25 protein-coding genes are annotated in these 23,061 nt (G+C 69.4%); 16 read left to right on the plus strand and 9 right to left on the minus strand.

Annotation, left to right across the window (positions count from 1 at the left end; genetic code table 11):
- Positions 1-26: 26 nt before the first annotated feature.
- From ku to AORI_RS70670, 5 genes are all read right to left on the minus strand, one after another.
- Entirely contained in the window at positions 27-875 is an 849-nt protein-coding gene (ku, locus tag AORI_RS70650) for a non-homologous end joining protein Ku (RefSeq protein ID WP_016336237.1), read from the minus strand.
- 50 nt (positions 876-925) lie between these two features.
- A complete protein-coding gene (locus AORI_RS70655) occupies positions 926-1,318 on the minus strand; it encodes a hypothetical protein (RefSeq protein WP_046199850.1) in 393 nt (130 codons plus the stop codon).
- Positions 1,319-1,410: 92 nt separating this feature from the next.
- Positions 1,411-3,726 carry a [protein-PII] uridylyltransferase gene (locus AORI_RS70660; RefSeq protein ID WP_016336239.1) on the minus strand — a complete coding sequence of 772 codons (2,316 nt, stop codon included), beginning with the start codon at positions 3,724-3,726 and terminating at the stop codon, positions 1,411-1,413.
- Positions 3,727-3,735: 9 nt separating this feature from the next.
- On the minus strand, positions 3,736-4,074 hold the full coding sequence (locus tag AORI_RS70665) for a P-II family nitrogen regulator (RefSeq protein ID WP_016336240.1): 339 nt from the start codon (positions 4,072-4,074) through the stop codon (positions 3,736-3,738).
- Complete coding sequence (locus AORI_RS70670; protein ID WP_016336241.1) at positions 4,071-5,459, minus strand: ammonium transporter; 1,389 nt, start codon at positions 5,457-5,459, stop codon at positions 4,071-4,073. The genes AORI_RS70665 and AORI_RS70670 overlap by 4 nt, the downstream gene beginning before the upstream one ends.
- A 175-nt stretch (positions 5,460-5,634) precedes the next feature.
- Between AORI_RS70670 and AORI_RS70675 the strand changes: the two genes are divergently transcribed.
- The gene (locus AORI_RS70675) at positions 5,635-6,495 is read left to right on the plus strand and encodes a putative RNA methyltransferase (RefSeq protein WP_063751887.1); all 861 of its coding nucleotides are present in this window, start codon (positions 5,635-5,637) and stop codon (positions 6,493-6,495) included.
- A complete protein-coding gene (locus tag AORI_RS70680) occupies positions 6,495-7,109 on the plus strand; it encodes a (2Fe-2S)-binding protein (protein WP_016336243.1) in 615 nt (204 codons plus the stop codon). The genes AORI_RS70675 and AORI_RS70680 overlap by 1 nt, the downstream gene beginning before the upstream one ends.
- 197 nt (positions 7,110-7,306) lie before the next feature.
- On the opposite strand, the gene AORI_RS70685 is transcribed toward AORI_RS70680, so the two are convergent.
- Entirely contained in the window at positions 7,307-7,582 is a 276-nt protein-coding gene (locus AORI_RS70685) for a helix-turn-helix domain-containing protein (protein ID WP_228688217.1), read from the minus strand.
- 372 nt (positions 7,583-7,954) lie between these two features.
- On the opposite strand from AORI_RS70685, the gene AORI_RS83535 reads away from it, so the two are divergent.
- Genes AORI_RS83535 through AORI_RS83950 form a run of 8 tightly spaced genes read left to right on the plus strand, consistent with a single transcriptional unit; the run spans position 7,955 to position 15,157 of the window.
- Positions 7,955-8,767, plus strand: coding sequence for a hypothetical protein (locus AORI_RS83535; RefSeq protein ID WP_016336245.1), 813 nt, complete (start codon positions 7,955-7,957; stop codon positions 8,765-8,767).
- Positions 8,751-10,094, plus strand: a complete 1,344-nt coding sequence (locus AORI_RS70695; RefSeq protein WP_016336246.1) for a hypothetical protein — start codon at positions 8,751-8,753, stop codon at positions 10,092-10,094. The genes AORI_RS83535 and AORI_RS70695 overlap by 17 nt, the downstream gene beginning before the upstream one ends.
- On the plus strand, positions 10,091-10,555 hold the full coding sequence (locus AORI_RS70700; protein ID WP_016336247.1) for a hypothetical protein: 465 nt from the start codon (positions 10,091-10,093) through the stop codon (positions 10,553-10,555). The genes AORI_RS70695 and AORI_RS70700 overlap by 4 nt, the downstream gene beginning before the upstream one ends.
- Positions 10,552-11,922, plus strand: coding sequence for a hypothetical protein (locus tag AORI_RS70705; RefSeq protein ID WP_043849090.1), 1,371 nt, complete (start codon positions 10,552-10,554; stop codon positions 11,920-11,922). The genes AORI_RS70700 and AORI_RS70705 overlap by 4 nt, the downstream gene beginning before the upstream one ends.
- Positions 11,923-11,946: 24 nt before the next feature.
- Complete coding sequence (locus AORI_RS70710; protein ID WP_016336249.1) at positions 11,947-13,128, plus strand: hypothetical protein; 1,182 nt, start codon at positions 11,947-11,949, stop codon at positions 13,126-13,128.
- A 54-nt stretch (positions 13,129-13,182) separates the two neighbouring features.
- Positions 13,183-14,472, plus strand: coding sequence for an O-acetylhomoserine aminocarboxypropyltransferase/cysteine synthase family protein (locus AORI_RS70715; RefSeq protein WP_016336250.1), 1,290 nt, complete (start codon positions 13,183-13,185; stop codon positions 14,470-14,472).
- Positions 14,469-14,945, plus strand: coding sequence for a CoA-binding protein (locus AORI_RS70720; RefSeq protein ID WP_016336251.1), 477 nt, complete (start codon positions 14,469-14,471; stop codon positions 14,943-14,945). The genes AORI_RS70715 and AORI_RS70720 overlap by 4 nt, the downstream gene beginning before the upstream one ends.
- A gap of 35 nt (positions 14,946-14,980) precedes the next feature.
- Complete coding sequence (locus AORI_RS83950) at positions 14,981-15,157, plus strand: hypothetical protein (RefSeq protein WP_167337779.1); 177 nt, start codon at positions 14,981-14,983, stop codon at positions 15,155-15,157.
- Here AORI_RS83950 and alc read toward each other — a convergent pair.
- Both alc and allB read right to left on the minus strand, forming a co-directional pair.
- Complete coding sequence (gene alc, locus AORI_RS70725) at positions 15,148-16,164, minus strand: allantoicase (protein WP_043848304.1); 1,017 nt, start codon at positions 16,162-16,164, stop codon at positions 15,148-15,150. The genes AORI_RS83950 and alc overlap by 10 nt on opposite strands.
- A gap of 1 nt (position 16,165) precedes the next feature.
- The gene (gene allB / locus AORI_RS70730) at positions 16,166-17,494 is read right to left on the minus strand and encodes an allantoinase AllB (protein ID WP_016336253.1); all 1,329 of its coding nucleotides are present in this window, start codon (positions 17,492-17,494) and stop codon (positions 16,166-16,168) included.
- A 105-nt stretch (positions 17,495-17,599) separates the two neighbouring features.
- Here allB and AORI_RS70735 point away from each other — a divergent pair, with 105 nt between their 5' ends.
- Genes AORI_RS70735 through pucL form a run of 4 tightly spaced genes read left to right on the plus strand, consistent with a single transcriptional unit; the run spans position 17,600 to position 19,825 of the window.
- Positions 17,600-18,076, plus strand: a complete 477-nt coding sequence (locus AORI_RS70735) for a helix-turn-helix domain-containing protein (protein WP_016336254.1) — start codon at positions 17,600-17,602, stop codon at positions 18,074-18,076.
- Between the two features lie 58 nt (positions 18,077-18,134).
- Positions 18,135-18,626, plus strand: coding sequence for a 2-oxo-4-hydroxy-4-carboxy-5-ureidoimidazoline decarboxylase (gene uraD, locus AORI_RS70740; RefSeq protein WP_016336255.1), 492 nt, complete (start codon positions 18,135-18,137; stop codon positions 18,624-18,626).
- Positions 18,623-18,940 (plus strand): hydroxyisourate hydrolase, encoded by a 318-nt coding sequence (gene uraH / locus AORI_RS70745; RefSeq protein WP_016336256.1) that lies wholly within the window; start codon positions 18,623-18,625, stop codon positions 18,938-18,940. Before uraD ends, uraH begins: the two co-directional genes overlap by 4 nt.
- Before the next feature lie 6 nt (positions 18,941-18,946).
- Positions 18,947-19,825, plus strand: a complete 879-nt coding sequence (gene pucL, locus AORI_RS70750) for a factor-independent urate hydroxylase (RefSeq protein ID WP_016336257.1) — start codon at positions 18,947-18,949, stop codon at positions 19,823-19,825.
- Positions 19,826-20,006: 181 nt separating this feature from the next.
- Here pucL and AORI_RS70755 read toward each other — a convergent pair whose 3' ends face one another.
- On the minus strand, positions 20,007-21,512 hold the full coding sequence (locus AORI_RS70755) for an alpha/beta hydrolase (RefSeq protein ID WP_016336258.1): 1,506 nt from the start codon (positions 21,510-21,512) through the stop codon (positions 20,007-20,009).
- Between the two features lie 139 nt (positions 21,513-21,651).
- Here AORI_RS70755 and AORI_RS70760 point away from each other — a divergent pair, with 139 nt between their 5' ends.
- Complete coding sequence (locus AORI_RS70760; RefSeq protein ID WP_016336259.1) at positions 21,652-22,236, plus strand: TetR/AcrR family transcriptional regulator; 585 nt, start codon at positions 21,652-21,654, stop codon at positions 22,234-22,236.
- Between the two features lie 102 nt (positions 22,237-22,338).
- On the plus strand, positions 22,339-23,028 hold the full coding sequence (locus AORI_RS70765; protein WP_016336260.1) for a hypothetical protein: 690 nt from the start codon (positions 22,339-22,341) through the stop codon (positions 23,026-23,028).
- The last annotated feature ends 33 nt before the right edge of the window (positions 23,029-23,061 follow it).

The raw sequence follows: 23,061 nt of genomic DNA on the forward strand, positions 1-23,061 counted from the left end.
CCCCAACTCCCCCTGAGTAGATCTACTCAACTGGTCTTGGCCGACGACGCCGACGACGAAGCCCGCTTCGCCCGCGTCCGCGCCTGGCGTGCCTTGTCCGCCGCTTCCTTGGCCTTCTCGACCGGGCCCTGCTGCAAGGCGGCGAGCAGCCGCGTCACACCTTCCGCTTGTTCGGCGGCGGTGGGCTGGAGGACGTCGTCGCCGTCCAGCTTGGCCTGGATGAGTGCTTCGAGCGCCTCACGGTAGTGATCGGTGTACCGGCCGGGCTCGAAATCCTCTGTGAGGTCTTCGATCAGCGAGACCGCGTTCCGCAGTTCCCCGCGCCGCAGGTCGACGTCCTCGTGCAGGAACGGGAAGTCCGGCCGCCGGATCTCGTCGGGCCACAGCATCGTCTCCAGCAGGATCACCTGGTCCCGCACGCGCAGCGCGCCCAGCGTCTCGCGCTGCCGCAAGGTCACCTTCACGATCGCGATCCGCCCGGACTGCTGCAGCGCCTCGCTCAACAGCACGTACGGCTTGGTGCCCGCCGGCTCCGGTTCCAGGTAGTAGCCGCGCGCGAAGTACATCGGGTCGACCTGGTCGGCCGGGGTGAAGCCGACGACGTCCATCGACTGGGTGGTCGGTGCGAGCAGCGACGCGAAGTCACCGGCGGTCAGCAGGACGACGTCGCCGTTGGGGACGGGATACCCCTTCGCGATCTCGGCCGGGGGTACCTCGGCGCCGTCGACCTCGCAGACCCACTTCACCCGCACCCGGCCGCCGTCCGGCTCGTGCACCTGGTGGAGGGGGATGTTGTGCTCTTCGGTCGCGCTGTACACCTTCACCGGAATGGCGTAGGTCCCGAATCCGATCGTGCCTTTCCACACCGCGCGCATGGCCCACCTCCGCCTGGTCAGCGTATCCACGCGCCGAAGCGGCGGGACAGCTACAAACGGGTGTCAGGGGCTACCGATTCGCTCACACATTCGAATGACGGGCGCGATTCGGCGAGCGCCTCGGCCGAACAGTCGACAGCGGTGGCCGCCGCACGGAGCACTTCGGCGACCACCTCGACGTCGACCGTCGGGGCGGTCGCCAGCGCGCCTTCGCCGCCCCCTTCGACGCGGCCCGCCATGCCTTCGAGCGCGATGGCCAGCGCCTGCTGGCCCGCGACGAGGTGCCGGACCACTTTGAGCAGTTCGGGCACGGTCGCGGCGGTACCGGACGCGGTGAGGGAAACGGCGAGGTCGTCCGCGCACGCGCGGAGATGGGAGGCGACGACGGTCGGCGGCAGTGTGATCCGCTGCGGTCCGGGCGGGTTCTGCTCGTGCTCCAGCACGCGCTCACCGCCCTCCGGATCCTTCGGGTCTCGACCGCGCACATCCTGCCACCGCTACCCACCGCGACTCGCGCGACACCCCGAACCCGAGGTCAGGAAGCGGCCGTCAGCAGTGCCGCTTCGACCTTCGACCGCCACGCCTGGTCGACCCGGCCGGTCCGCGGCGCCACGGCGAACGAGTCGACGACGGCACCACCGAGCGTGGCCACCTTCGCCCACCGCACCTCGGCCTCGCACCGGCGCAACGCGCCCGCGACCCGGTACAGCAGCCCGATCCGGTTCGCGGCACGCAGTTCGACGACGACCGTGTCGCGCCCGCTGGTCTCGTCGTCGAACCAGATCACCTTCGCCCCGGCCGGCGGCGCCTCCCCTCCGCCGTAGTCCCGTTCCTTCGCCGCGAGCCGCTGGGTGAGCGGCAGCGTCCCCGCGACCGCCCGTGCGAACTGCTCCCGCAGCAGCGTGACGTCGGGCAGCGAGCCGAACTTCGGCGACGCCGTGAAGACTCCCGCCCGTCCCCCGTCGTGCCCGCGCAGCACCGCCGCGTGGACTTCGAGCGAGTTCAGCGCGAGCACCCCGGCCGCGGGGGCCAGCAGTTCCGCGCGGGCCGGGACGGCGAGCACCACCGTCACCACCTTGCCGGCGGCGGTGATGCGCACCTCGCCGCGGCCGGACGCGACGGCTTCGGCGACGAGCTCCCGCTGTTCGGCACCCATCGGCTCCGGTGGCACGAAACCCTTGCCGTGCAACGCTTCTTCGCAGCCGGACACCAGTTCGGCGAGCAGGCGCGCCTTCCAGTCCGTCCACACGCCCGGCCCGGTGGCCAGCGAATCGGCCGTCGTCAGGGCGTGCAGCAGTTCCAGCAGGACGAGGTTGTCGTCGAGCGTCTTGGTGACCCGCTGGATCGTGGCGGGATCGCTGATGTCCCGCCGCGTCGCGGTGTGCGGCAGCAACAGGTGATGCCGCACCATCGCCGCCACCAGCGCCGCGTCGGCAGGCGGCAACCCGAGCCGGGCCGCCACCTGTGCGCTGATCTTCGCGCCGAGTTCGGAGTGGTCCGCGTCGCGGCCCTTGCCGATGTCGTGCAGCAACGCGCCGATCAGCAGCAGATCCGGCCGCGAAACGGTGGTCGTCAGTTTCGACGCCTCGACCGCGGCCCGCACGAGATGCCGGTCGACGGTCCACGAATGCACCGGCGACCTCGGCGGGAGATCCCGCACCGCACCCCATTCGGGGAACAGCCGCGCCCACAGGCCGGTGCGGTCCAGCGCCTCCACGGCATCGACGAGTCCCTCGCCCGCGCCGAGCAGTTCCACCAGCGCCTTGAGGGCGTCGGCGGGCCACGGCGCGCGCAGTTCCGGCGCGGTTTCGGCGAGCGCCCGCAGGGTCCCGTGCGCGATGGGCTTGCGGATCCGGGCCGACGCCGCGGCGACCCGCAGCAGCAGGGCCGGATCCTTGGCGGGCAGGGCGTCCCGCGCCAGCGCGACCTCGTTCCCGTGCAGGACGACACCCTCGTCGAGCGGCGTCCGCACCGGACGGCGGCCGAACCGCGCCTTCGGTGGTTCCACAGTGGACCGGAGCGCGACGTCGACCGCGTACGCGATCGTCCGCCCCGCACCGGAAAGCTTGCGCGCCAAGGTGAACCGATCGCCGAAGCCGAGCTCGCCCGCGACCGTCTCGGCTTCCGGCGCGCTGAGGATGTCCCGCTCCCGGCGCAGTTCACGCCGTAGTTCCGTCCGGACGTCGAGCAGCAGGCTCTTGGCCGCTAGCAGTTCCTCGCCGGGCCTCGCCGTCAGCTGTGCCGCCGCCAGCGCTTCGAGAACGGCGAAGTCGCGAAGCCCGCCTCTGCCGTGCTTGAGATCCGGCTCGGCCGACTGCGCGATCTCGCCGCTGCGGGCCCAGCGCTGACGCACCGCGTCCGACAGTTCGCCCATCCGTTTCCGGGCGGTCCTCCGCCACTGGTCCCGTGCCGCGGCCGCCAGCCTGGCGGTGATCTCGGCGTCCCCGGAGATGTGGCGGATGTCGAGCAGCCCCATCGCGGTCCGCAGATCCTCCGACGCCACCTTCAGCGCCTCACCCGGCGTGCGGACCGAGTGATCGAGGCCGATCTTGGCGTCCCACAGCGGGTACCAGATCGCGTCGGCGATCTCGCCGACGCGCGAGTTGCCGTTGTGCAGCAACAACAGATCGAGGTCGGAGAAGGGCACCAGTTCGCTGCGCCCCAGGCCGCCGACGGCGGCCAGCGCGACACCGGGTTCAGCGGTGTCGACGCCGGCCGCCGAAGCGCCCTTGCCCAACCAGAATTCGTAGAGGTCGACGCACGCCGCGCGCAACGCGGCCGCCCCTAGCCTCCCGTGCCTGCCCTCGAGCAACCGCTCGGTGGCCTTGACCAGTTCACCCCCGTCGGCCATCGTGGGCGCCTATAGGGCGTCCGAGCCGCGCTCGCCGGTGCGTACCCGGATGACCGTCTCCACCGGCGTCACCCAGATCTTCCCGTCACCGATCTTGCCGGTGTGGGCGGCCGTGGTGATCGCGTCGAGGACCTTCTCGACGCCTGCATCGTCGGTGACGACCTCGACCCGCAGCTTCGCCACGAAGTCCACGGAGTACTCCGCACCCCGGTAGACCTCGGTGTGGCCCTTCTGCCTGCCGTAGCCCTGTACCTCACTGACCGTCATGCCGAGCACGCCCAGCTGCTCCAGCGAGGAGCGGACGTCGTCGAGCGTGAACGGCTTGACGATCGCGGTGATCAGCTTCATGCCTTGCTCTCCTCGAGTTTCGTGGCCGCGGTTGACGTCTTGACCGGGATGGAGCTCGGCTGGCCGAGGCCGCCGCCCGAACCGGTGAAGTCGTACGCGCTCTCCGCGTGCTGGGCCTCATCGATACCACTGACCTCGTCTTCCGCGCTGACACGGAATCCGCCGAGCTTCTTGATCACCCAGCCGATGACGAAGGTCAGCACGAACGAGTAGCCGAGGACCACGGCCGCCGCGAGCGCCTGCTTGCCGAGCTGGCCGAGGCCGCCACCGTAGAACAGGCCGTCGACGCCGAGCGAGTTGACGCTGGTGGTGCCGAAGAAGCCGATGAGCAGCGTGCCGACGAGACCACCCACGAGGTGGACGCCGACGACGTCGAGGGAGTCGTCGAAACCGAAGCGGAACTTGAGACTGATCGCCAGGGCGCACAGGGCACCGGCGATGAGACCGATGGCGATGGCGCCCAGCGGGCTGACGAATCCGGCCGCCGGGGTGATCGCGACGAGACCCGCGACGGCACCGGAGGCGGCGCCGAGGGTGGTCGGCTTGCCGACCTTGATCTGCTCGATGATCAGCCAGCCGAGCACGGCGGCGGCGGTCGCGACGGTGGTGTTGGTGAACGCGACGGCGGCGAGGTCGTTGGCGGCCAGCGCCGAACCGGCGTTGAAGCCGTACCAGCCGAACCACAGCAGCGCGGCGCCCAGCAGCACGAACGGCACGTTGTGCGGGCGTCCGGTGCCCTTCGGCCAGCCCTTGCGCTTGCCGAGCACGATCGCGAGGGCGAGCCCCGCCGCACCGGCGTTGATGTGAACCGCGGTACCGCCGGCGAAGTCGAGCGCCTTGAGCTGGTTGGCGATCCAGCCGCCGACCGAATCGGCGCTGATGAAGCCGTTGAACGAGAACACCCAGTGCGCGACCGGGAAGTACACGATGGTCACCCACACCGCGACGAACAGCGTCCAGCCCCAGAACTTGGCGCGGTCGGCGATGGCACCGGAGATCAGCGCGGGCGTGATGATCGCGAACATCAGCTGGAACATCACGAAGGCGAACAGCGGCAGCGCGTCCGCGCCGGGCCAGGCGACCTCGGGCGTGGTACTGGTCGCGGCGGTCGCGAACCCGGCGAGCTTGCCGGAGATGGTCGAGAGCCCCGCGAAGTCGAAGTTGCCGAGCAACCCGCCGCCCACGTCGTTGCCGAACGCCATCGTGAAGCCGTACAGCGTCCAGAGGACGCCGACCACGGCGAGCGCGATGAAGTTCATCATCAACATGTTCAGAACGCTCTTCGCGCGGACCATGCCGCCGTAGAAGAACGCCAATCCCGGTGTCATGAGCATGACCAGCGCGGCGCTGATCAACACCCATGCGGTGTCTCCTGCGTTCAGCACAATCTTCCTCCCGTGCCTGGGGTGTACTGCGCAGGAATTTTTGGACCGGGGTGTTTCCTCGGGCGGCGATTCAGGTTTCACCCGCGTGAACTGTCGGTACAGCGTTGTTACGGCCAGGTTTCCGGTGACCTGGTGCGTTCTGTCCGGTTGCGAAACCTCATGGTCGAATAGGGCCATGAACGCGCGTGTATCCGGCCATGACCCTCTGCCACCGGCGATCGTCCGGTCGTTGCGGTGTTCGGTCTGCGGTGACCCGGTCGGGTTAACCGAGCGCACGGTGCGTTGCGATCGAGGCCACTCCTTCGACGTGGCGAAGCAGGGTTATGTCAACCTTCTGCATGCACGCATCCCGGCGGGGACCGCGGACACGGCGCCGATGGTCGCGGCCCGTGCCGACCTTCTGTCGTCGGGCGTTTACCTGCCCCTCGCCGACGCTCTCGCGAAGGTGGCTTCGGAGCATGTCGAGAACGGGATGGTCATCGACGCCGGCGCGGGCACGGGGTACTACCTCGCGCACGTGCTCGACGCCGTCCCCGCCGCGTACGGACTGGCGCTCGACGTCTCCGCCGTCGCCCTCCGCCGGGCCGCTCGCGCGCACGCGCGCGCGGGCGCGGCCGTGTGGAATCTATGGGAGCCCTGGCCGGTCGCGGATTCGAGCGCGTCGCTGATCCTCAACGTCTTCGCGCCCCGCAACGCCTCGCAATTCCACCGCGTCCTGACCGAGGACGGGCTGCTGGTGGTCGCGACCCCGAACCACGGTCACCTCCGGGAACTGGGCGATCTGGTGATCTCCGTCGACGGTGGCAAGGACGCGCGGCTGGAGGACACGCTCGGCGAACGTTTCACCAGGGTGGACCGGCGCGAGGTCACCCAGCGGGTGACGTTGGCGCCCGACCGGATCCGCCAGGTGGTGGAGATGGGCCCGAGCGCTCACCACCTCCACCGCGACGGCAGGCGTGAACGTCTCGACGCGATCACCGGACCGGTCGACGTCACCCTTTCGTTCAGCGTCACGCTCTACCGGCCGGTGTCCTGATGGAGGCGCCCGCGACCCTGCTCGCCGACGCCGCCTGGGTCAGCGCCCGCATCGGCGGCGCCGCGAAGCTCTACGGCTGCTCCCGGCCCGAAGTGCTCGGCACGATCTGGTGGTACTCGCTCTCCTCCGTCCTCGTCGCGCCCTCGGTGGAATCCCTCGTACGCGGCGAACCCTTGGACCCGTCACTCGACGCCGTCACGATCGACCTCGTCCCGGACGGCCGGTTCACCGGCGCCAGGTCGTCCCGGGCCCTCGACGGCGGCCTGGCCGAACTCGGTGCCGCGTTCGCCGGAACGCTGAGCACCGCGATCGGCACGATTTCGGCTGTCACCAAGGCGAATCCGCGTGCCCTGGGCGCGATCGCGACGGATTCCATCGGCAACCGCCTGCTGTGGACCGGCGACACCGAACGGGCGATCGCGCTGGCGGCGCCGCTCGTGGCCGCGATCGGGATCGGGCTGCCGGAGCCGCGGTTCACCCGGGTCGGACGGAACACGGTGGTGCGCCGTGCTTCCTGTTGCCTGATCTACGAGGCGGGCAATCCGAAGTGCACCAGTTGCCCTCGGCAGACCCCGGCGGAACGGGACCGGCGGCTTCGCGCCGCTCTCGGTTAGCGCGCGGTTTCTTTACGGGACAAGGCGAATCGACTGGGCTTTCGCAACGTCGGCAGGGGCCGAAGCCGATCGGTACAGGTGGTCGTGAGTGGCGATTCGGCTTAGAACCCGAATCGCCACTCACGACCAACCTGACTGCGCGCTCCAGGCCCGGCGAAGCGGTTTCGTGACCAATGGGGCCCGTGAGACATCCCGCCTCATCCGGCGGCGAGATTCTCACCGGTCAACGCGGCCACCATCGCCGCGCGGGAACCGACCCCCAGTTTGGTGAAGATCCGCCGCATATGCGCGGAAACCGTGTTCAGGCTGATTTCCAGTACGCCGGCGATCTGCTTGTTCGTATAGCCACGCCCGACCATGCGCGCCACTTCGTGTTCGCGCGGGCTGAGCAGGTCGTGCGGTTCCGGCGCCACCGGGACGAGCAGGCATCTGACGCCGTGTTCGGTGACGTCCAGCAGCGGCTTCCGCTGCACGGAGCCTCCGTCGTTCAGTTCCATGACACGTCTGACGAGTGATCTCGCCAGGTTTCGTACGGCTTCGTCCTCCGTGACGACCGTCGCCCGCTGCCGCGCGAGATCGTGTAGCGACGACGCAGGAAATCCCATCACCGGGCTCGTGGACATAGACCGGCCTCCCCCCTCTAGGTCTCCCTCCTTCTCTAGCAAACCCCTCCGACAGGAAAAGCGCATCGTCGGTTTGTGTGACAAGTACGAACTAGTCGATTCATGTCACGCGAGAACGTGTGACTACCGGTGCACCCCGGTGCGCGGGCAGTGTCGGGTCAGTGCTCACCGACGCACCGCGCCGGCGATCGCGGATTTTCACCGGAGCAGAGGAGAACGGTTATGAGCCGTGGCTATGCGGCAGTGGACGGCGAGCTGGAAGACGAGCTGAGCCGTGAACTCGAGGCCGAGTTCGAAAACGAACTCGAGGACGAACTGGAAGGCGAATTCGAGGACGAGGACGAGTTCGAAGACGAGCTCGGCGGCCTGGCCCGGGAGCTCGAAGACGAGCTGGAGGACGAGGTCTACGGCGAGTACGAGGACGAAGACGAATTCGAGTCCGAGTTCGAGGCCGTCGTCCGCGAGCTCGAGGACGAGTTCGAATTGGAATCCGAGGACGAGGACTTCACGCATCCGGCGCGGCGGGTCTATCCCGACGCCGAGATGATGGCGCAGCTGGCCTTCCAGGCCGAGAACGCCGAGACCGAGGAAGAGGCGGAGGCCTTCCTCGGCGCGCTCGCACCGCTGGCGTTCCAGGCGGCGAAGTGGGCGGCGCCGAAGATCATCAAACACGGTCCGCAGCTGATCCGCGGCGCGGTGAACCTCGGGCGCAAGCTGTGGCGCAACCCGGCGACCCGCCGTGCCGTCCGGCACATCCCGAAGATCATCGGCCGCACCGCGCGCGACGTCGGGCGCCGGTACGCCGACGGCCGCCCGATCAACGCCCGGTACATCACGCGCCGGCTGGTCGGCCACACCGTGAACAGCGCGCAGAACGCGCCCGCGAACCGCCGGAACCAGCAGCAGCGCCGCCGCGGCCGTCCGCAGCAGCGCCGCCGTCGTCCCGCCGCCCGTGGCGGGCGCAGGGCACAGCCCCGGGCCAGGGCGGGTGCCGCCCGTCGTGGCAAGGCGCGCGGCCGTGCGCGCCGCCGCTGAGGCGCTGCCCGCGGCATCCGGTGAATCGGCCTCGTCCACCGGGTTCCGGCGGGCGAGGCCGTCCGGGGACGACGAGCTGACGGCTTGGGTGCTGTCCCAGGCCACCAACGTGGAACGGCATCTGGAGGCACTGCGGCCGTTCCGCTGGTCGGAGTTCGGCGACCCGGCCACCGGCCCGAGCCGGGCGCATCTCGCGGCGGTCAACGAGACGATGGCGACCTTGCGGAAGCCGTTGTACTCGGCGACCCGTGCGGTGCGCCGTGCCGCGGACGAGGCGGTGGAACGGCCGGCACGCGCCGAACTCGCCCGGCTGCTGCGGGCGAAGTCCCGGGCACAGCGCTGGGTCAAGACCACCGAAGGGGTCTGGGACTTCTACCTCGATCTGTTCAACCAGCGGCAAGGCGCGTTCGCCCCGTGGCTGGTGGCGTGCGACCGGGTGGCGCTCGACTGCTATCAGTACGCCTATCTGGGGATCGGGCGCTGGCGGTCGATCCCGACCCCGCCGCCGTTCTGCTACCTGCGCACCGGATCCGGCCCGGCCACCTCGCGCCGCGGGATTCCCTTGCGGCGCCTGGGGAACCGGCTGAATCCCTTTCCGCTGATCCAGCTTCCGTACCACCGGCTGGTGAACCCGTGGACGCTCGGCGCGGTCCTGCACGAGGTGAGTCACAACCTGCAGAACGATCTCGGCCTCGCTAGGGCGATCCCGCTGCAGGTGGCGGCGAGGCTCGTCGAAGCGGGGGTGCCGAGGGAGGTGACCGGCGTCTGGGTCAGGTGGAACCGGGAGACGTTCGCCGATCTGTCCGCGCTGCTGCTGGGTGGCCCGGCGGTCGTCGGTTCGCTGTTCGACGTCATCGGGCGCACCGAGCTCGAAACGACCGGGTTCGCCCCGCGCGCGGTGCACCCGGTGCCGTACCTCCGCGCGAAGATCTCGGTGGAGCTGTTGCGCCGCATGGGTTTCACCCGGCACGCGGACGCGTATGCGGAGATGTGGCACAAGTTGTACCCGCGGGCGAAGCTGGTGAACGCGCCACCGGCGCTGCTGAGGACGGCGGACAAGGCGATCCCCGTGGTGGTGGACGCGATGTGCTTCACCTCGTTCCCCTCGCTGGGGCACCGTCCCCTGGCGAAGGTGCTGCGGTTCGAAGCCAAGGAACAGGCGATGATCGAAGAAGCCGCGGGAAGGCTGGCCGACGGGGTCTCCCCCGGCGTGGTGCCGGAACGGTTCCTGATCGGCGCGGTCCGGTTCGCGCTCGACGAACGGATGGCCCCGCCGAAACGGCTTTCCGGCTTCTTCATGGAAGAGCTCGGCAGGAGGGCGAGATGACGCTCGACACCGAATTCTCCCGGCTGGGCAAGGAAGTGAACCAGGTGGCCGCGTGCTGGCGGGCCTTGGAGATCAGCGTCGCCGAAGACCGGCCCGCCGGCGTCGGGCTGGCCGCGGCGGATCATCTCGCCGAGGTCGTCCTGGACGGCACCGGGGAGGTCGAGGCGGCCACGCGCGCGACACAGGGCCCGGTGAGCGCGGAGTCGTTGCACACCACGGCGTCGTCGCTGCTGAACCTGCGGCGGCGGGTGGACGGGCACTGCCGTTCGCACCACGCGGTCTCCGGGCTGCTGCGCGCGGTGCACGGACGGGAACAGGAATGGCGGGGCTGGGCGAAGAGCTTCCACGCCGGGGTGGACCAATGCGCCGCCGCCTTGTCCTCGGCGGAGGACGTGATGGTGCGGTGCTGGCGTGAAGCAGTGGAACTGGCCGAATTCAAGGGATGTGGGGCGACCCGATGACGATCAACGACGACCGCGGCGCGACGTTGCCGCGCGCACAGGACATCGACAGCGCGTATCCGCTGTCGACCGGGCAGTACCCACCGCAGGCGGCGGCCCCCGGCAAACTCGCCGAACAGACGATCAGCGACATGCTCGGCTGGAAGTGGCGCGAAGGCGACACCAAAGGCTTCGTGGCCGCGCTGACCGGCAGTTTCGAACTGAACGAGGTCCAGGGCCGCACCGAGGCGAAATGGACTCCGCGCGGATACGCGATCCAGGCCGACCTCGGCGCCGTCACCGGCGGACAGGCCTCACTCGCGGCGAGGGCCAGGAGCGCGGTCAAGGACTCGCTGGCGCTGCTCGATTCGCTCCGTCCACTGAGGACGGACTCGGATCCCGAGAACGCGGAGGGTTTCCGCGCACTCGTCCGGCACGACCTCGAACAGATCCGGCAGGAGCTGGAGAGCCCGTTGATCCGCGTGGCGCGGGTCGATCAGCTCTTCCTGCTGCTCCTCGGGAACGGCGGCCTCGCGGTCGGCGCCGGAGACCGTACGCAAGGGCACCTGGGTCAGTTGCGGGACGAGCTCGGCCTGGTCTCGGGCAAGGTCAACACGATCGAGGAGGAACGCATCCAGACCTCCTTCATCACGCTGACGGATTGGGTGGTCTCGTTGTTCAGGGGCTGGCAGGACGCACGCGACAAGATCGACCCGTTCTCGCAGCCGGCCGGCGGCCAGCCGTTCTTCGGTCCGGCCGTGGTCGCGCTCTCCCGGCTGCTGTCCGCGACCGCGTCGCAGGTCGACGAGGTCGTCGCGATGCTGCGGTCGGTGTTCGTCCAGCAGGAGGACCTCGAAGTGCTCCGCGTCCCCGATCCGCAGGGCGGGACCATGTCGCTCGGCGGGCTGCTGCGCTGGATCCGCGAGTTCGCCACCTTCGAGGGCGGCAAGCTCATCGAATCGGCGGGCAAGGAAGGCGTCGGCACGTCGTTCCTGCAGATCGCGACAAGGCTGCAGCGGATCGTGGCGAACCTTCCCCGGCAGAGCGCCGGCGGTTCGAACGGCGACGTGCCGGGCAACTTCCGCGCGTCGCTTCCCCCGGGGTTCTTCAGCTCCCGTGTGCAGCGGGCCATCGACGAACTCGACGACCACCTCCAGGAGGTCGTCCGGATCGCCGAGCCGATCGGTCGGGACGGCTCGCCGTCGTCGTCCGACCCGAACCCGCCCGCGCCACCCACCCCGCAGCTCACGCCGCCGCCCGGCCGGACGCCGCCGGTGCCTTCGGTCGCCGAACTCCGTGAGGGGCACGGCGCCGGAGAAGGCCAGGCACCACCCGAGGCGGAGGAACCGCCGAAACCCAGGACCACGCGCAAGCGGCCCGGGCAGTAGCCGGACCCGTACGGGAGGAAGACGATGGGCACGGAAAAGGAATACCGGGAACTCTTCGACCGGGTCGCGGCCTTGCGCGGCCAGGTCGCCGGGAAGCTCGCGAACGAACTGGGCAGCGATCCGAAACTCGTCGACGCGGTCCTCAAACAGCTCGACGACATGCTCACCGCCGTCGAGGCCGAACAGCGGGGCAAACCGGGGCCGGCGGACGGCGGGATCGCGCAGCTCGTCGGGCTCGGCGACGGTTCGGCCGCGGACCTCGGCGCGACGGCGATGCCACCGGGTGTCGACGCCTACGACGAGACCGTCGCCTCGGAACGGGTCATCGCGGTCGGCGATCTGTACTACCTGTACCAGCACGAACGGATCGGCGTGTTCCGTGTGGTGCAGAAGCTGCAGGAGCTGTTCCAGGGTGGCGCCATCCGGCTTTCGGACGGTCCCGGCGCGTTCGGGCTGTACCGGTTCGACCGGCGCGACGTCCTGCGCTACACCCGGCGGGATCGCGTCAGCGCGTACCGGCGCGTGCTGGGCTACGGCAAGGGGCTCGGCTCGGCGAACTCGCGGCCGAACACCGATTTCCACCAGCTGTTCACCCAGTTCAGCAACCAGGTCGCCTTGTTCTGGCGGGACAAGCGGATCTCCGACGTCGTCCGCGAACGCGCGTACGACCCGAGTTTCGGCAGTGTGGCGGTCGTCCGGCGCAGCGGTCTCGACCTGCGGAACAACCTGAAGTTCACCTCGTACGGTCATCTGAACGTACTGCGGGTCGAGGTCATGCAGCTGCTGACCGAGGCCTTCAAGATCCTCGGTTCGGAGGACGTGCTGGACCTGTTCGGCGCGGCCAACGCGTGGGACACCGTGGACGAGGTGCTGATCCGCTACTTCGACCAGCGGCTGGTGTCCTCGCCACGGCAGCGGATGGCGGTCACCGGACGTCAGGTGCTGCGGTGGCTCGCGGCTCCGCACATCCTCGAGACCACCCGGTCGGAGTTCGAGGCGCTGCTGCTCGAAATCGCGGAACCCGCCGAGGAGTGGCTGACCTCGGCCCAGTCCCTGCGGCTGGCCGACCGGACCAACTCGCGAGAGGTACTGCCGGTGGACCGGCACCGGCCCGCCGGGGTCGCGGTGTCGCGTGAACCGCGTCCGGTCACCCCGCGCCGGAACGGTCACCGTCCCGGCACCGTGATCACCCTGGACCGCAAGTAGCCACGTGCTGGGATCGATGGTCACGGAGTGGGACGCGAGGTAGCGTCGGGCACGATGAGTGAACGCACCTGGGGCTTCCGCACCCGCGCCCTGCACGCGGGCGGGACGCCCGACCCGGCGACCGGCGCCCGCGCCGTGCCCATCTACCAGACCACGAGCTTCGTCTTCGAGGACGCGGCCGACGCGGCGAACCTGTTCGCGCTGCAGAAGTACGGCAACATCTACAGCCGCATCGGCAACCCGACGGTCGCGGCCTTCGAGGAGCGCTTGGCCAGTCTCGAAGGCGCGATCGGCGGGGTCGCGACCGGCAGTGGCCAGGCGGCGGAGTTCCTGACGTTCTCCGCCCTCGCCGAGTCGGGCGACCACATCGTCTCGGCGGGCGGGCTCTACGGCGGCACGGTCACGCAACTCACCGGGACGCTGCGCCGCTTCGGGATCGAGACCACCTTCGTCAGCGGAGACGGCATCGAGGACTACGCGGCCGCGATCACCGACCGGACGAAGCTGATCTTCACCGAGGTCATCGGCAATCCCGGCGGTGGGATCGCCGACATCGCGGGGCTGGCGGAGCTCGCGCACGCGCACGACATCCCGCTGGTCGTCGACGCCACCTTGGCGACGCCATACCTCTGCCGCCCGATCGAGCACGGCGCGGACATCGTGCTGCATTCGGCGACGAAGTTCCTCGGCGGGCACGGGACCACGCTGGGCGGGGTGGTCGTCGAGTCCGGGAAGTTCGACTGGGGCAACGGGAAGTTCCCGCGGATGACCGAGACCGTTGAGAGCTACGGCGGCCTGAAGTACTGGGAGAACTTCGGCGAGTACGCCTTCTGCACCCGGCTCCGCGCCGAGCAGTTGCGCGACATCGGCGCCGTCCTCTCGCCGCACTCGGCCTTCCTGCTGCTGCAAGGGGTCGAGACGCTGCCGCAGCGGATGGACGCCCACGTCGCCAACGCGCGAGCCGTCGCGGAGTACCTCGCGAACGACAGCCGGGTGGCCTGGGTGAACTACGCGGGCCTGCCGGAGCACCCGCACCACGACCGCGCGAAGAAGTACCTGCCCGCCGGGCCGGGTGCCGTGTTCTCCTTCGGCGTCGACGGCGGCCGCGCGGCCGGGGAGACGTTCGTGAACTCGGTCGAGCTGCTGTCGCATCTGGCGAACGTCGGGGACGCGCGGACGCTCGTCATCCATCCGGCGTCCACCACCCATCAGCAGCTCTCCGAAGACCAGTTGCGTTCGGCCGGGGTGGGCCCGGACCTGATCCGCCTGTCGATCGGGCTGGAGGACGTCGACGACATCCTGTGGGATCTCGATCAGGCGCTCGGCAAGGCGGTGGCGGGATGAGCTACGACGTCGGCGCGGTCGAGCGGCGCCGCATCCTCTCGCGGACGAGGTCGGTGACCATCGTCGGTGCCTCGAACAACCCCGCGCGGCCGAGCTATTTCGTCGCGACGTACCTGCTCTCCTCCAGCAAGTACGAGGTCAACTTCGTGAACCCGCGGCTGGACGAGCTCCTCGGGCGGCCGGTGTACCCGTCGCTGGCCGACGTGCCCGGCGAGACCGACCTGGTCAGCGTGTTCCGCAAGCACGACGACCTCCCCGGCGTGGCCGAGGAGGTCGTCAAGGCCGGGGCGCGCACGCTCTGGCTTCAGCTGGGCCTGTGGCACGAGCCCGTCGCCGACTTCGCCAAGGAGGCGGGGCTGGACGTGGTGATGAACCGCTGCGTGAAGATCGAGCACGCCCGGTTCGCCGGTGGGCTCCACCTCGCCGGGTTCAATACCGGGGTGATCAGCTCGCGTCGCCAGTCCTCCCCCTGACCAGGGCCTGCCCCGGCCCGTGAGAGGGTGGCGGCATGGCCAAACCGACGCCGCTGCAGATCAGGAACATCGTCATGGCACTGCTCATGGCGGGTGCCCTGGTGTGGAACCTGTCCATCGGCGGCGCTTGGTGGCTCACCGCGATCTTCTCGGTCGGCATCGTCCTCTCGTTGTTCTCCGCGTACCTGAACCGGCGCGACGCTCAGTCCTGAGCCGCCTCGAAACGTGAAGCGATGTCGGCGCGGCCACGCTCCGAAAGCGCGCCGAAGAGGCGTAGGCGCGCCATCCCGCCGTCGGGATAGATGTCGAGACGGACTTCGGTCACCTCGGGTCCCTCGGCGAGGGCGAACCGGTGCCGCGTGTCCGGCTGCAACCGCGTCTTGGGCAGCAGCTCGACCCATTCGCCTTCACCGTCCCGGCCGCTCAGCGACGCCCAGCCCGGCGCGTTGCCCTTGAGGTTGCTGTTGTCCAACTCGGCGAACCGGACGACACCCGCGCCGGCGAGCCGCACCGTGACCCAGTCGTTCCCGTCGTCCCGGCGCCGCGCGGTCTCCCAGCCCTCGGCCTGATGCGCGGCGAGCCCCGGCGAGAAGAGGTTGTTGGGCGAGGAATAGAACATGTTGCTGCACCCGGTGACCACCGCGCCGTTCTCCAGCGCGGCCAGGTCGAGCGCACCGAGGTCGAGGAGGCGCGGGTCCGGGATCGGCGTGCCGTGCACGCGCAGCCGGGCCACGCCGCCGTCCGGATGCATGGTCAGGCGGACGTGCGTGTAGCGCTTGCTCCCGCCGATCTCGAAGAAGTTCTCCGTGTGCCCCGCCGCCGCGCCGCGTTTCACCAGCACGTCCCAGTCCGCTTCAGCCACTTCGGCCGCGCTGGGATAGCCGTCGACGGCGCACGCCTCGACCGAGACGAACGGCGGGTAGTTGCCCTTGAAGAACGCGGTGTCCACGATGACGCCGGTGATCGCGCCCGCCAGGCCGAGCCGGATCACCGCCTGGTCGTCGCCGGGCTCGCGGTGCCGCCGGGTCTCCCAGCCGTCGTAGACCTGCCCTTTGGGGCCGAAGGTCTCCGTCTGGTGCGCGGGCACCCAGGGATTGACCAGGTTCTCCTTCTCGGCGAACAACTCGTCCGTCGCCCACATCACGGTCCCGCCGAACTTGCGCGAAGCCAGGTCGGGCAGGGCTGTCCACTCAGGACGGTCGTTCACGGCATCCTCCATCTCAGCAATCACCCCGGGTCAGCAGAACGCCTGCCGGGTCTTCACCGGTGATCTCCTCGCCCCGCAACCACGTGCTCCGGACGACACCGGCCAGCGGCCGTCCGTGGTAGGCGCTGACCGGGTTGCGGTGCTTCAATTTCGCGACGTCGACGACGAAAGCCTCGTCGGGCGCGAACACGCTGAAGTCGGCGTCGTAGCCCGGCGCGAGATGCCCCTTGCGGCGCATCCCCGCCTGCGCGGCCGGATGTTCGGCCATCCAGCGGACGACGTCGGTGAGGGCGAACCCGCGCTGCCGCGCCTGGGTCCAGACGGCGGGCAGGCCAAGTTGCAGACCGGCGATCCCGCCCCAGGCGAGCCCGAAGTCGCCGCTGTCGAAGCGTTTCAGCTCGGGAGTGCACGGCGAATGGTCGGTCACCACGCAGTCGATGACGCCGTCCGCGAGCCCCTTCCACAGCAGTTCGCGGTTCCCGGCCTCGCGGATCGGCGGGCAGCACTTGAACTGCGTGGCGCCGTCGCCGATCTCCTCCGCGGTGAAGCTCAGGTAGTGCGGGCAGGTCTCGGCGGTCAGCCGGACGCCGTCGCGCCGCGCGCTCTCGACCATCGGCAGCGCGTCCGAAGAGGACAGATGCAGGATGTGCGCGCGGACGCCGGTCTTCCTCGCCAGCTCGATGACCTGCGCGATCGCCACGTTCTCCGCGCCGCGCGGCCGCGAGTGCAGGAAGTCTTCGTATTTCTCGCCGTGCGGGTCGGGCGCGTGGTCGATCGCGTCGGAGTCCTCCGCGTGCACGATGATCATGCCGTCGAAGGTCCGCAGTTCGGTCATCGCCTCTTCGAGCCCGCGCGCGTCCAGCGGCGGGAACTCGTCGACGCCGGAATGCAGCAGGAAGGACTTGAACCCGAAGACGCCCGCCTCGTGCAGGCCGCGCAGCTCCGCGAGATTGCCGGGGATCGCGCCGCCCCAGAACCCGACGTCGACGTGCACCTTCCCCTCGGCGGTCTTGCGCTTCACCTCCAGCGACGCGACGTCGACCGTCGGCGGCAGGCTGTTCAGCGGCATGTCCACGATCGTGGTGACCCCGCCCGCCGCGGCCGCGCGGGTCGCCGAAGCGAAACCCTCCCATTCGGTGCGGCCCGGGTCGTTGACGTGCACGTGGGTATCGACGAGCCCCGGCAGCAGAACGACGTCCTCGCCGAGTTCGAGTACCCGATCACCGTCCAGATCGGCTCCGGCGGGCTCCACCGCGACGATGCGACCGCCGTCGACACCGATGGTCGCGGGTACCTCTCCGGCGGCCGTCACGGCTCGGGCGGCTTTGATCACCAAGTCCATCTAAAAGCCTCCAACTTCCACTGGGTGGAATCGAGGTTTCGCACTCCGACATTAACTCCGGCCACCCTGCTCGTCAACGAGCCTTGGCGGCGCTACCTTCGCTTCGTGCAGTTAGAAGCCGAGTTCACCAGCGAACCGTTCCACGGCGAGGGTCCGCCACCCGAACACGCCGTCAAAGCCCGCGACACCGCGGAAGGTGCGGGCCTGTCCGCCGATTTCGGCCCGCTCGGCACCCTCGTCCGCGGCGACGCCGACACCCTCCTCGATGCGCTTCCCGCCATCGCCAGGGCGGCGCTGGACGGCGGCGCGACGCGTGTGACCCTCCAGCTCCGGCAGGTCGGCGACGACACGAGCGAGCCGGCCGTCGAACTGCACAGTGCCCTCGCCCGCCTCATCGGCGACGTCGAACGCGAACTCGGCGGGAAACTCGACACCCTCGACCGCGCCGCCAAGCAGCGCGCGGTGCGACTGCTCAAGGAACGCGGCGCGTTCGGCCTCCGCAAGTCGGTGTCGACCGTCGCGGAGGCACTGGGGGTCACGAGGTTCACGGTCTACAACTACCTCAACCGCGACCAAGACTGAAGAGTCGTTTCAACAAAATGTTGACGACGGCGGAATCGTCGCCGTACCGTCAGTTCCCGTGCCGCTCACCATTCGAGAGTTCAACGAGGCGCCCGCACAGGACGTCCGGCCGGCGCTGACCGCCTGCCTCGACGTCCCGCGCTGGGTGGAAACCCTGCTGGCCAGGCGCCCGTACGCCGATCTCGCCGCGCTGCTCGCCGCGTCCGAGGCGCTCACCCCGTTGCGTCCCGAAGAGGTCCGGCGCGCCATGGCGGCCCATCCCCGGATCGGGGAGAAAGCCGGCGGGCAGAGCACCGAAGCGGGCTGGTCCCGCTCGGAACAGTCCGGTGTGGACGGTGACGCGGCACGCGAGTTCGCCGCGGCCAATGCCGAGTACGAAGCGACGTTCGGTCATGTGTTCCTGGTCTGCGCGAGCGGCCGGAGCGGCGCGGAGCTGCTGGAGAACCTCCGTTCGAGGCTTTCGAACGACCCCGGGAAGGAACTCGAAGTGGCCGGTCAAGAGCTGGCCAAGATCGCCGCGCTGCGGCTGGAGAAGGCGGTGACGGCATGAGCCTCGTGACCACGCACATCCTCGACACCGCCGCGGGACGGCCGGCCGCGGACGTCGGCGTCCGGCTCGAAACCGGCGCGGGCGGCCCCGTCGCCGAAGGACGGACCGACGCCGACGGCCGGATCCGCGACCTCGGCCCGGACACCCTCGAACCCGGGGTGTACCGGCTGGTCTTCGACACCGGCGCCTACCTCGGCCCGGACTCCTTCTTCCCCGAAGTCACCTTGACCTTCCGCATCGCCGACGGGACCGAGCACCACCACGTGCCGTTGCTGCTGAGCCCGTTCGCCTATTCCACCTATCGAGGGAGCTGATCGCCCGTGGCCATCACCCTGGGCCCCAACCAGTACGGCAAGGCCGAAGTCCGGCTCGTCACCGTTCAGCGCGAAGGCACCGTCCACCACCTCAAGGACCTCACCGTTTCGACTTCGCTTCGCGGCGACCTCGCGGCGACACACCTCACCGGCGACAACGCCGACGTCGTCGCGACCGACACGCAGAAGAACACCGTCTACGCCTTCGCCAAGGAAGCCCCGGTCGGCGAGATCGAGGACTTCGCGCTGCGGCTCGGACGCCATTTCGTCGGCTCGTTCGAGCACATCACCGGCGCCCGGATCCTGATCGACGAACACGGCTGGAACCGCATCTCCGGCCACGATCACGCGTTCTCCCAGGCGGGCAGTGAAAAGCGGACGACCGCCGTGACCGTCCAGGGTGACCAGGCCTGGGTGGTGTCCGGTTTGGACGATCTCGTGGTGCTCAAGTCGACCGGTTCGGAGTTCCACGGGTTCCCCCGCGACGAGTACACGACGCTGGCCGAGACGAACGACCGGATCCTCGCCACCGCCGTGACCGCTCGCTGGCGCTACCAGGGCGACGGGATCGACTGGGCCACGAGCCACGCGGAGGTCCGGCGGATCATGCTGGAGACCTTCGCGGACAAGCACAGCCTCTCCCTGCAGCAGACGCTGTACGCCATGGGAGAGGCTGTGCTCAAGGAACGCGAAGAGGTCGCCGAAGTCCGGCTCTCGCTGCCGAACAAGCACCACTTCCTGGTGGATCTGTCACCGTTCGGGCTGAAGAACGACAACGAGGTCTTCTACGCCGCCGACCGCCCGTACGGCCTGATCGAGGGTGTCGTCCTGCGGGACGACGCCGAGGACGCCGGCCTCGCCTGGCACACCCTCGCCGCCTTCTAGTGCCATGAGTCAGGAGTTCGCGTCGTGAGTCCGTATCGGCATCCGGCCGTGGCGCGCCTGGTGCGATGGGTCCCCCATCTCGCGCGGTGAAGGGCGCTTTACCCGCATCGCATGCGGTGAAAGTCCCCTTCATCCGCTCCGAACCAGAAGAACTCAAGACGCGAACCAACGACTCGGGACACTAGGGCACCGGCAGCGGCATACCGGGGACGCTCTGGTCGGCGGGGACGACCCCGTCGACCAGGTAGGCGTCCACGATCTCGTCCACCTTGGGGTTCCCGTCCGCGTAGAGCCCGTGGTCGCCCTCGCCGGTCACGGTCAGCATGCGCGAGTTCGCGAACCCCGCGTGAGCCTTTCGAGCGCCCTCGATCGCCGTGGCCGGGTCGTGCTCGGAGTGCACGATCAGCACCGGCGGAACGCCCTTGCCGTCCAGCTTCGGCAGGGGACGCGGTTCCTTGTCCCAGAACAGGCAGACCGAGGCGCTCAGCGTGCCGCCACCCATCAGGAGCAGGCCGCGGTCCAGGTTCCGCTGCGAAGCGCGAATCAGCGACTCGCGGGTGCCGATGAACCGTCCTTCCCCGCAGAGGGTGTTCCAGAACGTGGCGTCCTGCGCGTCGGGATGGTCACCCGCGGCCTCGACGGCGGCCTTGGCCTCGGCCTTCGCCCCCGGGTTCTCCATCGCGTCCCTGACCTTGACCAGCAGTTCGGCCAGCGCCGGGAAGGTCGCCTTCTTGTAGAGCATGTAGACGATGGCGGTATCGAACTCCATCGGCCCCTTCCCGTCCATCGGGTTGCGGGACAAGGCGTAGCGGACCCGCTCATAGGCCTGCCGGACCTCTTCACCGTTGGTGCCGAAGTGGTACTTGGCGTCGTACCGCGCCATCCACGGCAGGAAGTCCTGCCGCCAGCGCCGTTCGAAACCGACCGGCTGCCGGTCGAACGTCTTCTGCCAGTCCGTGGTGAACTCCGTCGAGGAGTCCAGCACGAACCGCCCGGTCCGCTGCGGGAACTGCTGGGCGTAATGCGCTCCCAGCCAGGTGCCGCCCGAGTAGCCGACCCAGTTGATCTTCTCCCGGCCGAGCAGCGTCCGGAGCAGATCGAAATCCCGGATCGTCTGATACGTGGTGATCAGCGGTCCGAGTTCGCCGCCGGCGCTCTGGCAGGACTTGGCCACGTACTCGGCGTTGGCCAGGATCTGGTTCAGATTCCGCGGATCGCGATCGCGCGGATCCAGCTGCCGGATGAGGTCGGCCGCGCCCCGGCAGGTGACGTTCGTGCTCTTGCCGGTCCCGCGCACGTCGATGCCGATGATGTCCTGGTGCTCGCGCAGTTTCTCCTGCCCGCGGAACGTCACCGGGAACCAGCGCCCGGGACCGCCCGGCCCGCCCGGGTTGGTGAGCAGCGAGGCCGTCGACGGCCCGGTGGACTTCAGCCTGCTGACCGCGATGGTCAGGTCCTGCCGCTCGCCCGCGCGATCCCAGTCGCGAGGAGTACGGAACGTCGCGCATTCGAGCCCGCTGATATCGGTGCCCGGTGGCAACGTGACCAGTTCCTCCGCCGCACAAGGATGCCAATCCAGCTTCTGCTCGGCGTAGTGGGCGGGGACGCCCGCCGAAGCCGGGCCGGCCCCGGCGAGCAACCCGCCCACGATCACCGGGAGCAACCCGACGGCCAAGAGCCGCTTCATGTTCTTCCCCCTTCTTCCTTGGATTCCCAACGGCTCCAGACGCTAGGGCCGGGTACACCACGCGAACATCGACCGCAGGTAGCGCCGGAAGGTGGACCAAGGTCGAAGGGGCCACCCGAACTTGATAGAACGCTCTATCATGGAGGGCGTGACTGGAACGCGGGAACGCATCGTCAACGCCGGCGCCGAGCTGCTCCGGCGCAACGGGTACACCGGCACCGGGGTCAAGCAGATCGTGGAGGCGGCGAACGCGCCCTTCGGCTCGCTGTACCACTTCTTCCCCGGCGGCAAGGAACAGCTCGGCGAGGAGGTCATCCGCACCTCGGGGATGATGTACCTCGCGCTGTTCGAGATCTTCTTCGCCGACGAGCCGGACCTGATCCACGGTATCGAGGCCTGCTTCGCCAGCGCCGCCGAGACTCTGAAGGCGACCGACTACGCCGACGCCTGCCCCATCGCGACGGTCGCGCTGGAGGTCGCCGGCACCAACGAGAAGCTGCGGATCGCCACGGCCGACGTGTTCACGGCGTGGATCGAGACCGGGGCCGAGAAACTGGGCAAGTACGGCCTCGGACCCGAGTCCGCGCGGCGGCTCACGATCGCTTTGGTGAACAGCCTCGAAGGGGCGTTCGTGCTGAGCCGTTCACTGCGTGACACCGAGGCGCTCGAGGTGGCGGGGGCGTCGTCCGTGGCCTTCGCGCGAACGCTGCTCGCCGATGCGTGAAGCACCGACGGCGGGCTTCTGAACACAGGGATTTCCCCGCAACGGACGGCGGCTTCCGGCCGACCTAGCCGTCGCCAACACCGGAATCCGTTTGGGGAGCCCATGATCATCAGGAAGCTCGTGATCGGCACCATCGCCGTGGCAGCACTGCTCACCGCGGGCGCGCTGCCCGCGACCGCCGCCGAGGTGCAGCCGTCCACCCTGACCACGACCACCAGCACCACGCAGATCGACGCCGGGAAGACCGTCACGATCTCCGGGAAGCTCACCAAGGCCGACGCCACCCCGATCGCGGGCGCCGAGGTGGGCATCTCGTTCTGTTTCAACGGCTTCTGCGGTGAGGCGCAGGCCAAGCCGATCACCGACGCCGCCGGTGCCTACAGCGCGACGCTGACCCCGATCCGCACCGGCAACTACCGCGCCGACTTCTTCTCGACCGACCCGTCGATCGCGAACTCGGGCGCCGACACCGCGAAGATCGTCGTGCTCCACCCGGCGAAGATCACGTCGTTCGCGGCGGGGCGGGACGCGGCCAAGGCCGTGACCGGCTCCGGCACGATCGAGTTCCCCGGCCGGTACACCGCGAACCCGATCCCGGTCGAGCTCCAGTACTTCTCCTTCAGCACCTACCGCTGGACCACGGCGGCGACGGTGACCGCCACCTGGAACGGGACCACCTGGGCCTTCGCGGCTTCGGCCGAACACCGCAAGCCGGGTGCCTGGCGGGCCTTCTACGCGGGCTCGCCCGAGATGTTCCACTCCGCGGTGAGCGATCTCGTCTTCGTGCTCTGACGTTCTGTGAAGGCCTCCCCGCGGGGAGGCCTT

Source organism: Amycolatopsis keratiniphila (assembly GCF_000400635.2).
Taxonomy (GTDB): domain Bacteria; phylum Actinomycetota; class Actinomycetes; order Mycobacteriales; family Pseudonocardiaceae; genus Amycolatopsis; species Amycolatopsis keratiniphila.

Excerpts from the sequence above, each read along its gene's own strand:
- ku (WP_016336237.1), bottom strand. The coding sequence starts at position 875 with ATGCGCGCGGTGTGGAAAGGCACGATCGGATTCGGGACCTACGCCATT.
- AORI_RS70660 (WP_016336239.1), bottom strand. The coding sequence starts at position 3,726 with ATGGCCGACGGGGGTGAACTGGTCAAGGCCACCGAGCGGTTGCTCGAG.
- AORI_RS70665 (WP_016336240.1), bottom strand. The coding sequence starts at position 4,074 with ATGAAGCTGATCACCGCGATCGTCAAGCCGTTCACGCTCGACGACGTC.
- AORI_RS70675 (WP_063751887.1), top strand. The coding sequence starts at position 5,635 with ATGAACGCGCGTGTATCCGGCCATGACCCTCTGCCACCGGCGATCGTC.
- AORI_RS70680 (WP_016336243.1), top strand. The coding sequence starts at position 6,495 with ATGGAGGCGCCCGCGACCCTGCTCGCCGACGCCGCCTGGGTCAGCGCC.
- AORI_RS83535 (WP_016336245.1), top strand. The coding sequence starts at position 7,955 with ATGAGCCGTGGCTATGCGGCAGTGGACGGCGAGCTGGAAGACGAGCTG.
- AORI_RS70700 (WP_016336247.1), top strand. The coding sequence starts at position 10,091 with ATGACGCTCGACACCGAATTCTCCCGGCTGGGCAAGGAAGTGAACCAG.
- AORI_RS70705 (WP_043849090.1), top strand. The coding sequence starts at position 10,552 with ATGACGATCAACGACGACCGCGGCGCGACGTTGCCGCGCGCACAGGAC.
- AORI_RS70710 (WP_016336249.1), top strand. The coding sequence starts at position 11,947 with ATGGGCACGGAAAAGGAATACCGGGAACTCTTCGACCGGGTCGCGGCC.
- AORI_RS70715 (WP_016336250.1), top strand. The coding sequence starts at position 13,183 with ATGAGTGAACGCACCTGGGGCTTCCGCACCCGCGCCCTGCACGCGGGC.
- AORI_RS70720 (WP_016336251.1), top strand. The coding sequence starts at position 14,469 with ATGAGCTACGACGTCGGCGCGGTCGAGCGGCGCCGCATCCTCTCGCGG.
- AORI_RS83950 (WP_167337779.1), top strand. The coding sequence starts at position 14,981 with ATGGCCAAACCGACGCCGCTGCAGATCAGGAACATCGTCATGGCACTG.
- alc (WP_043848304.1), bottom strand. The coding sequence starts at position 16,164 with ATGGAGGATGCCGTGAACGACCGTCCTGAGTGGACAGCCCTGCCCGAC.
- allB (WP_016336253.1), bottom strand. The coding sequence starts at position 17,494 with ATGGACTTGGTGATCAAAGCCGCCCGAGCCGTGACGGCCGCCGGAGAG.
- uraH (WP_016336256.1), top strand. The coding sequence starts at position 18,623 with ATGAGCCTCGTGACCACGCACATCCTCGACACCGCCGCGGGACGGCCG.
- AORI_RS70755 (WP_016336258.1), bottom strand. The coding sequence starts at position 21,512 with ATGAAGCGGCTCTTGGCCGTCGGGTTGCTCCCGGTGATCGTGGGCGGG.
- AORI_RS70760 (WP_016336259.1), top strand. The coding sequence starts at position 21,652 with ATGGAGGGCGTGACTGGAACGCGGGAACGCATCGTCAACGCCGGCGCC.
- AORI_RS70765 (WP_016336260.1), top strand. The coding sequence starts at position 22,339 with ATGATCATCAGGAAGCTCGTGATCGGCACCATCGCCGTGGCAGCACTG.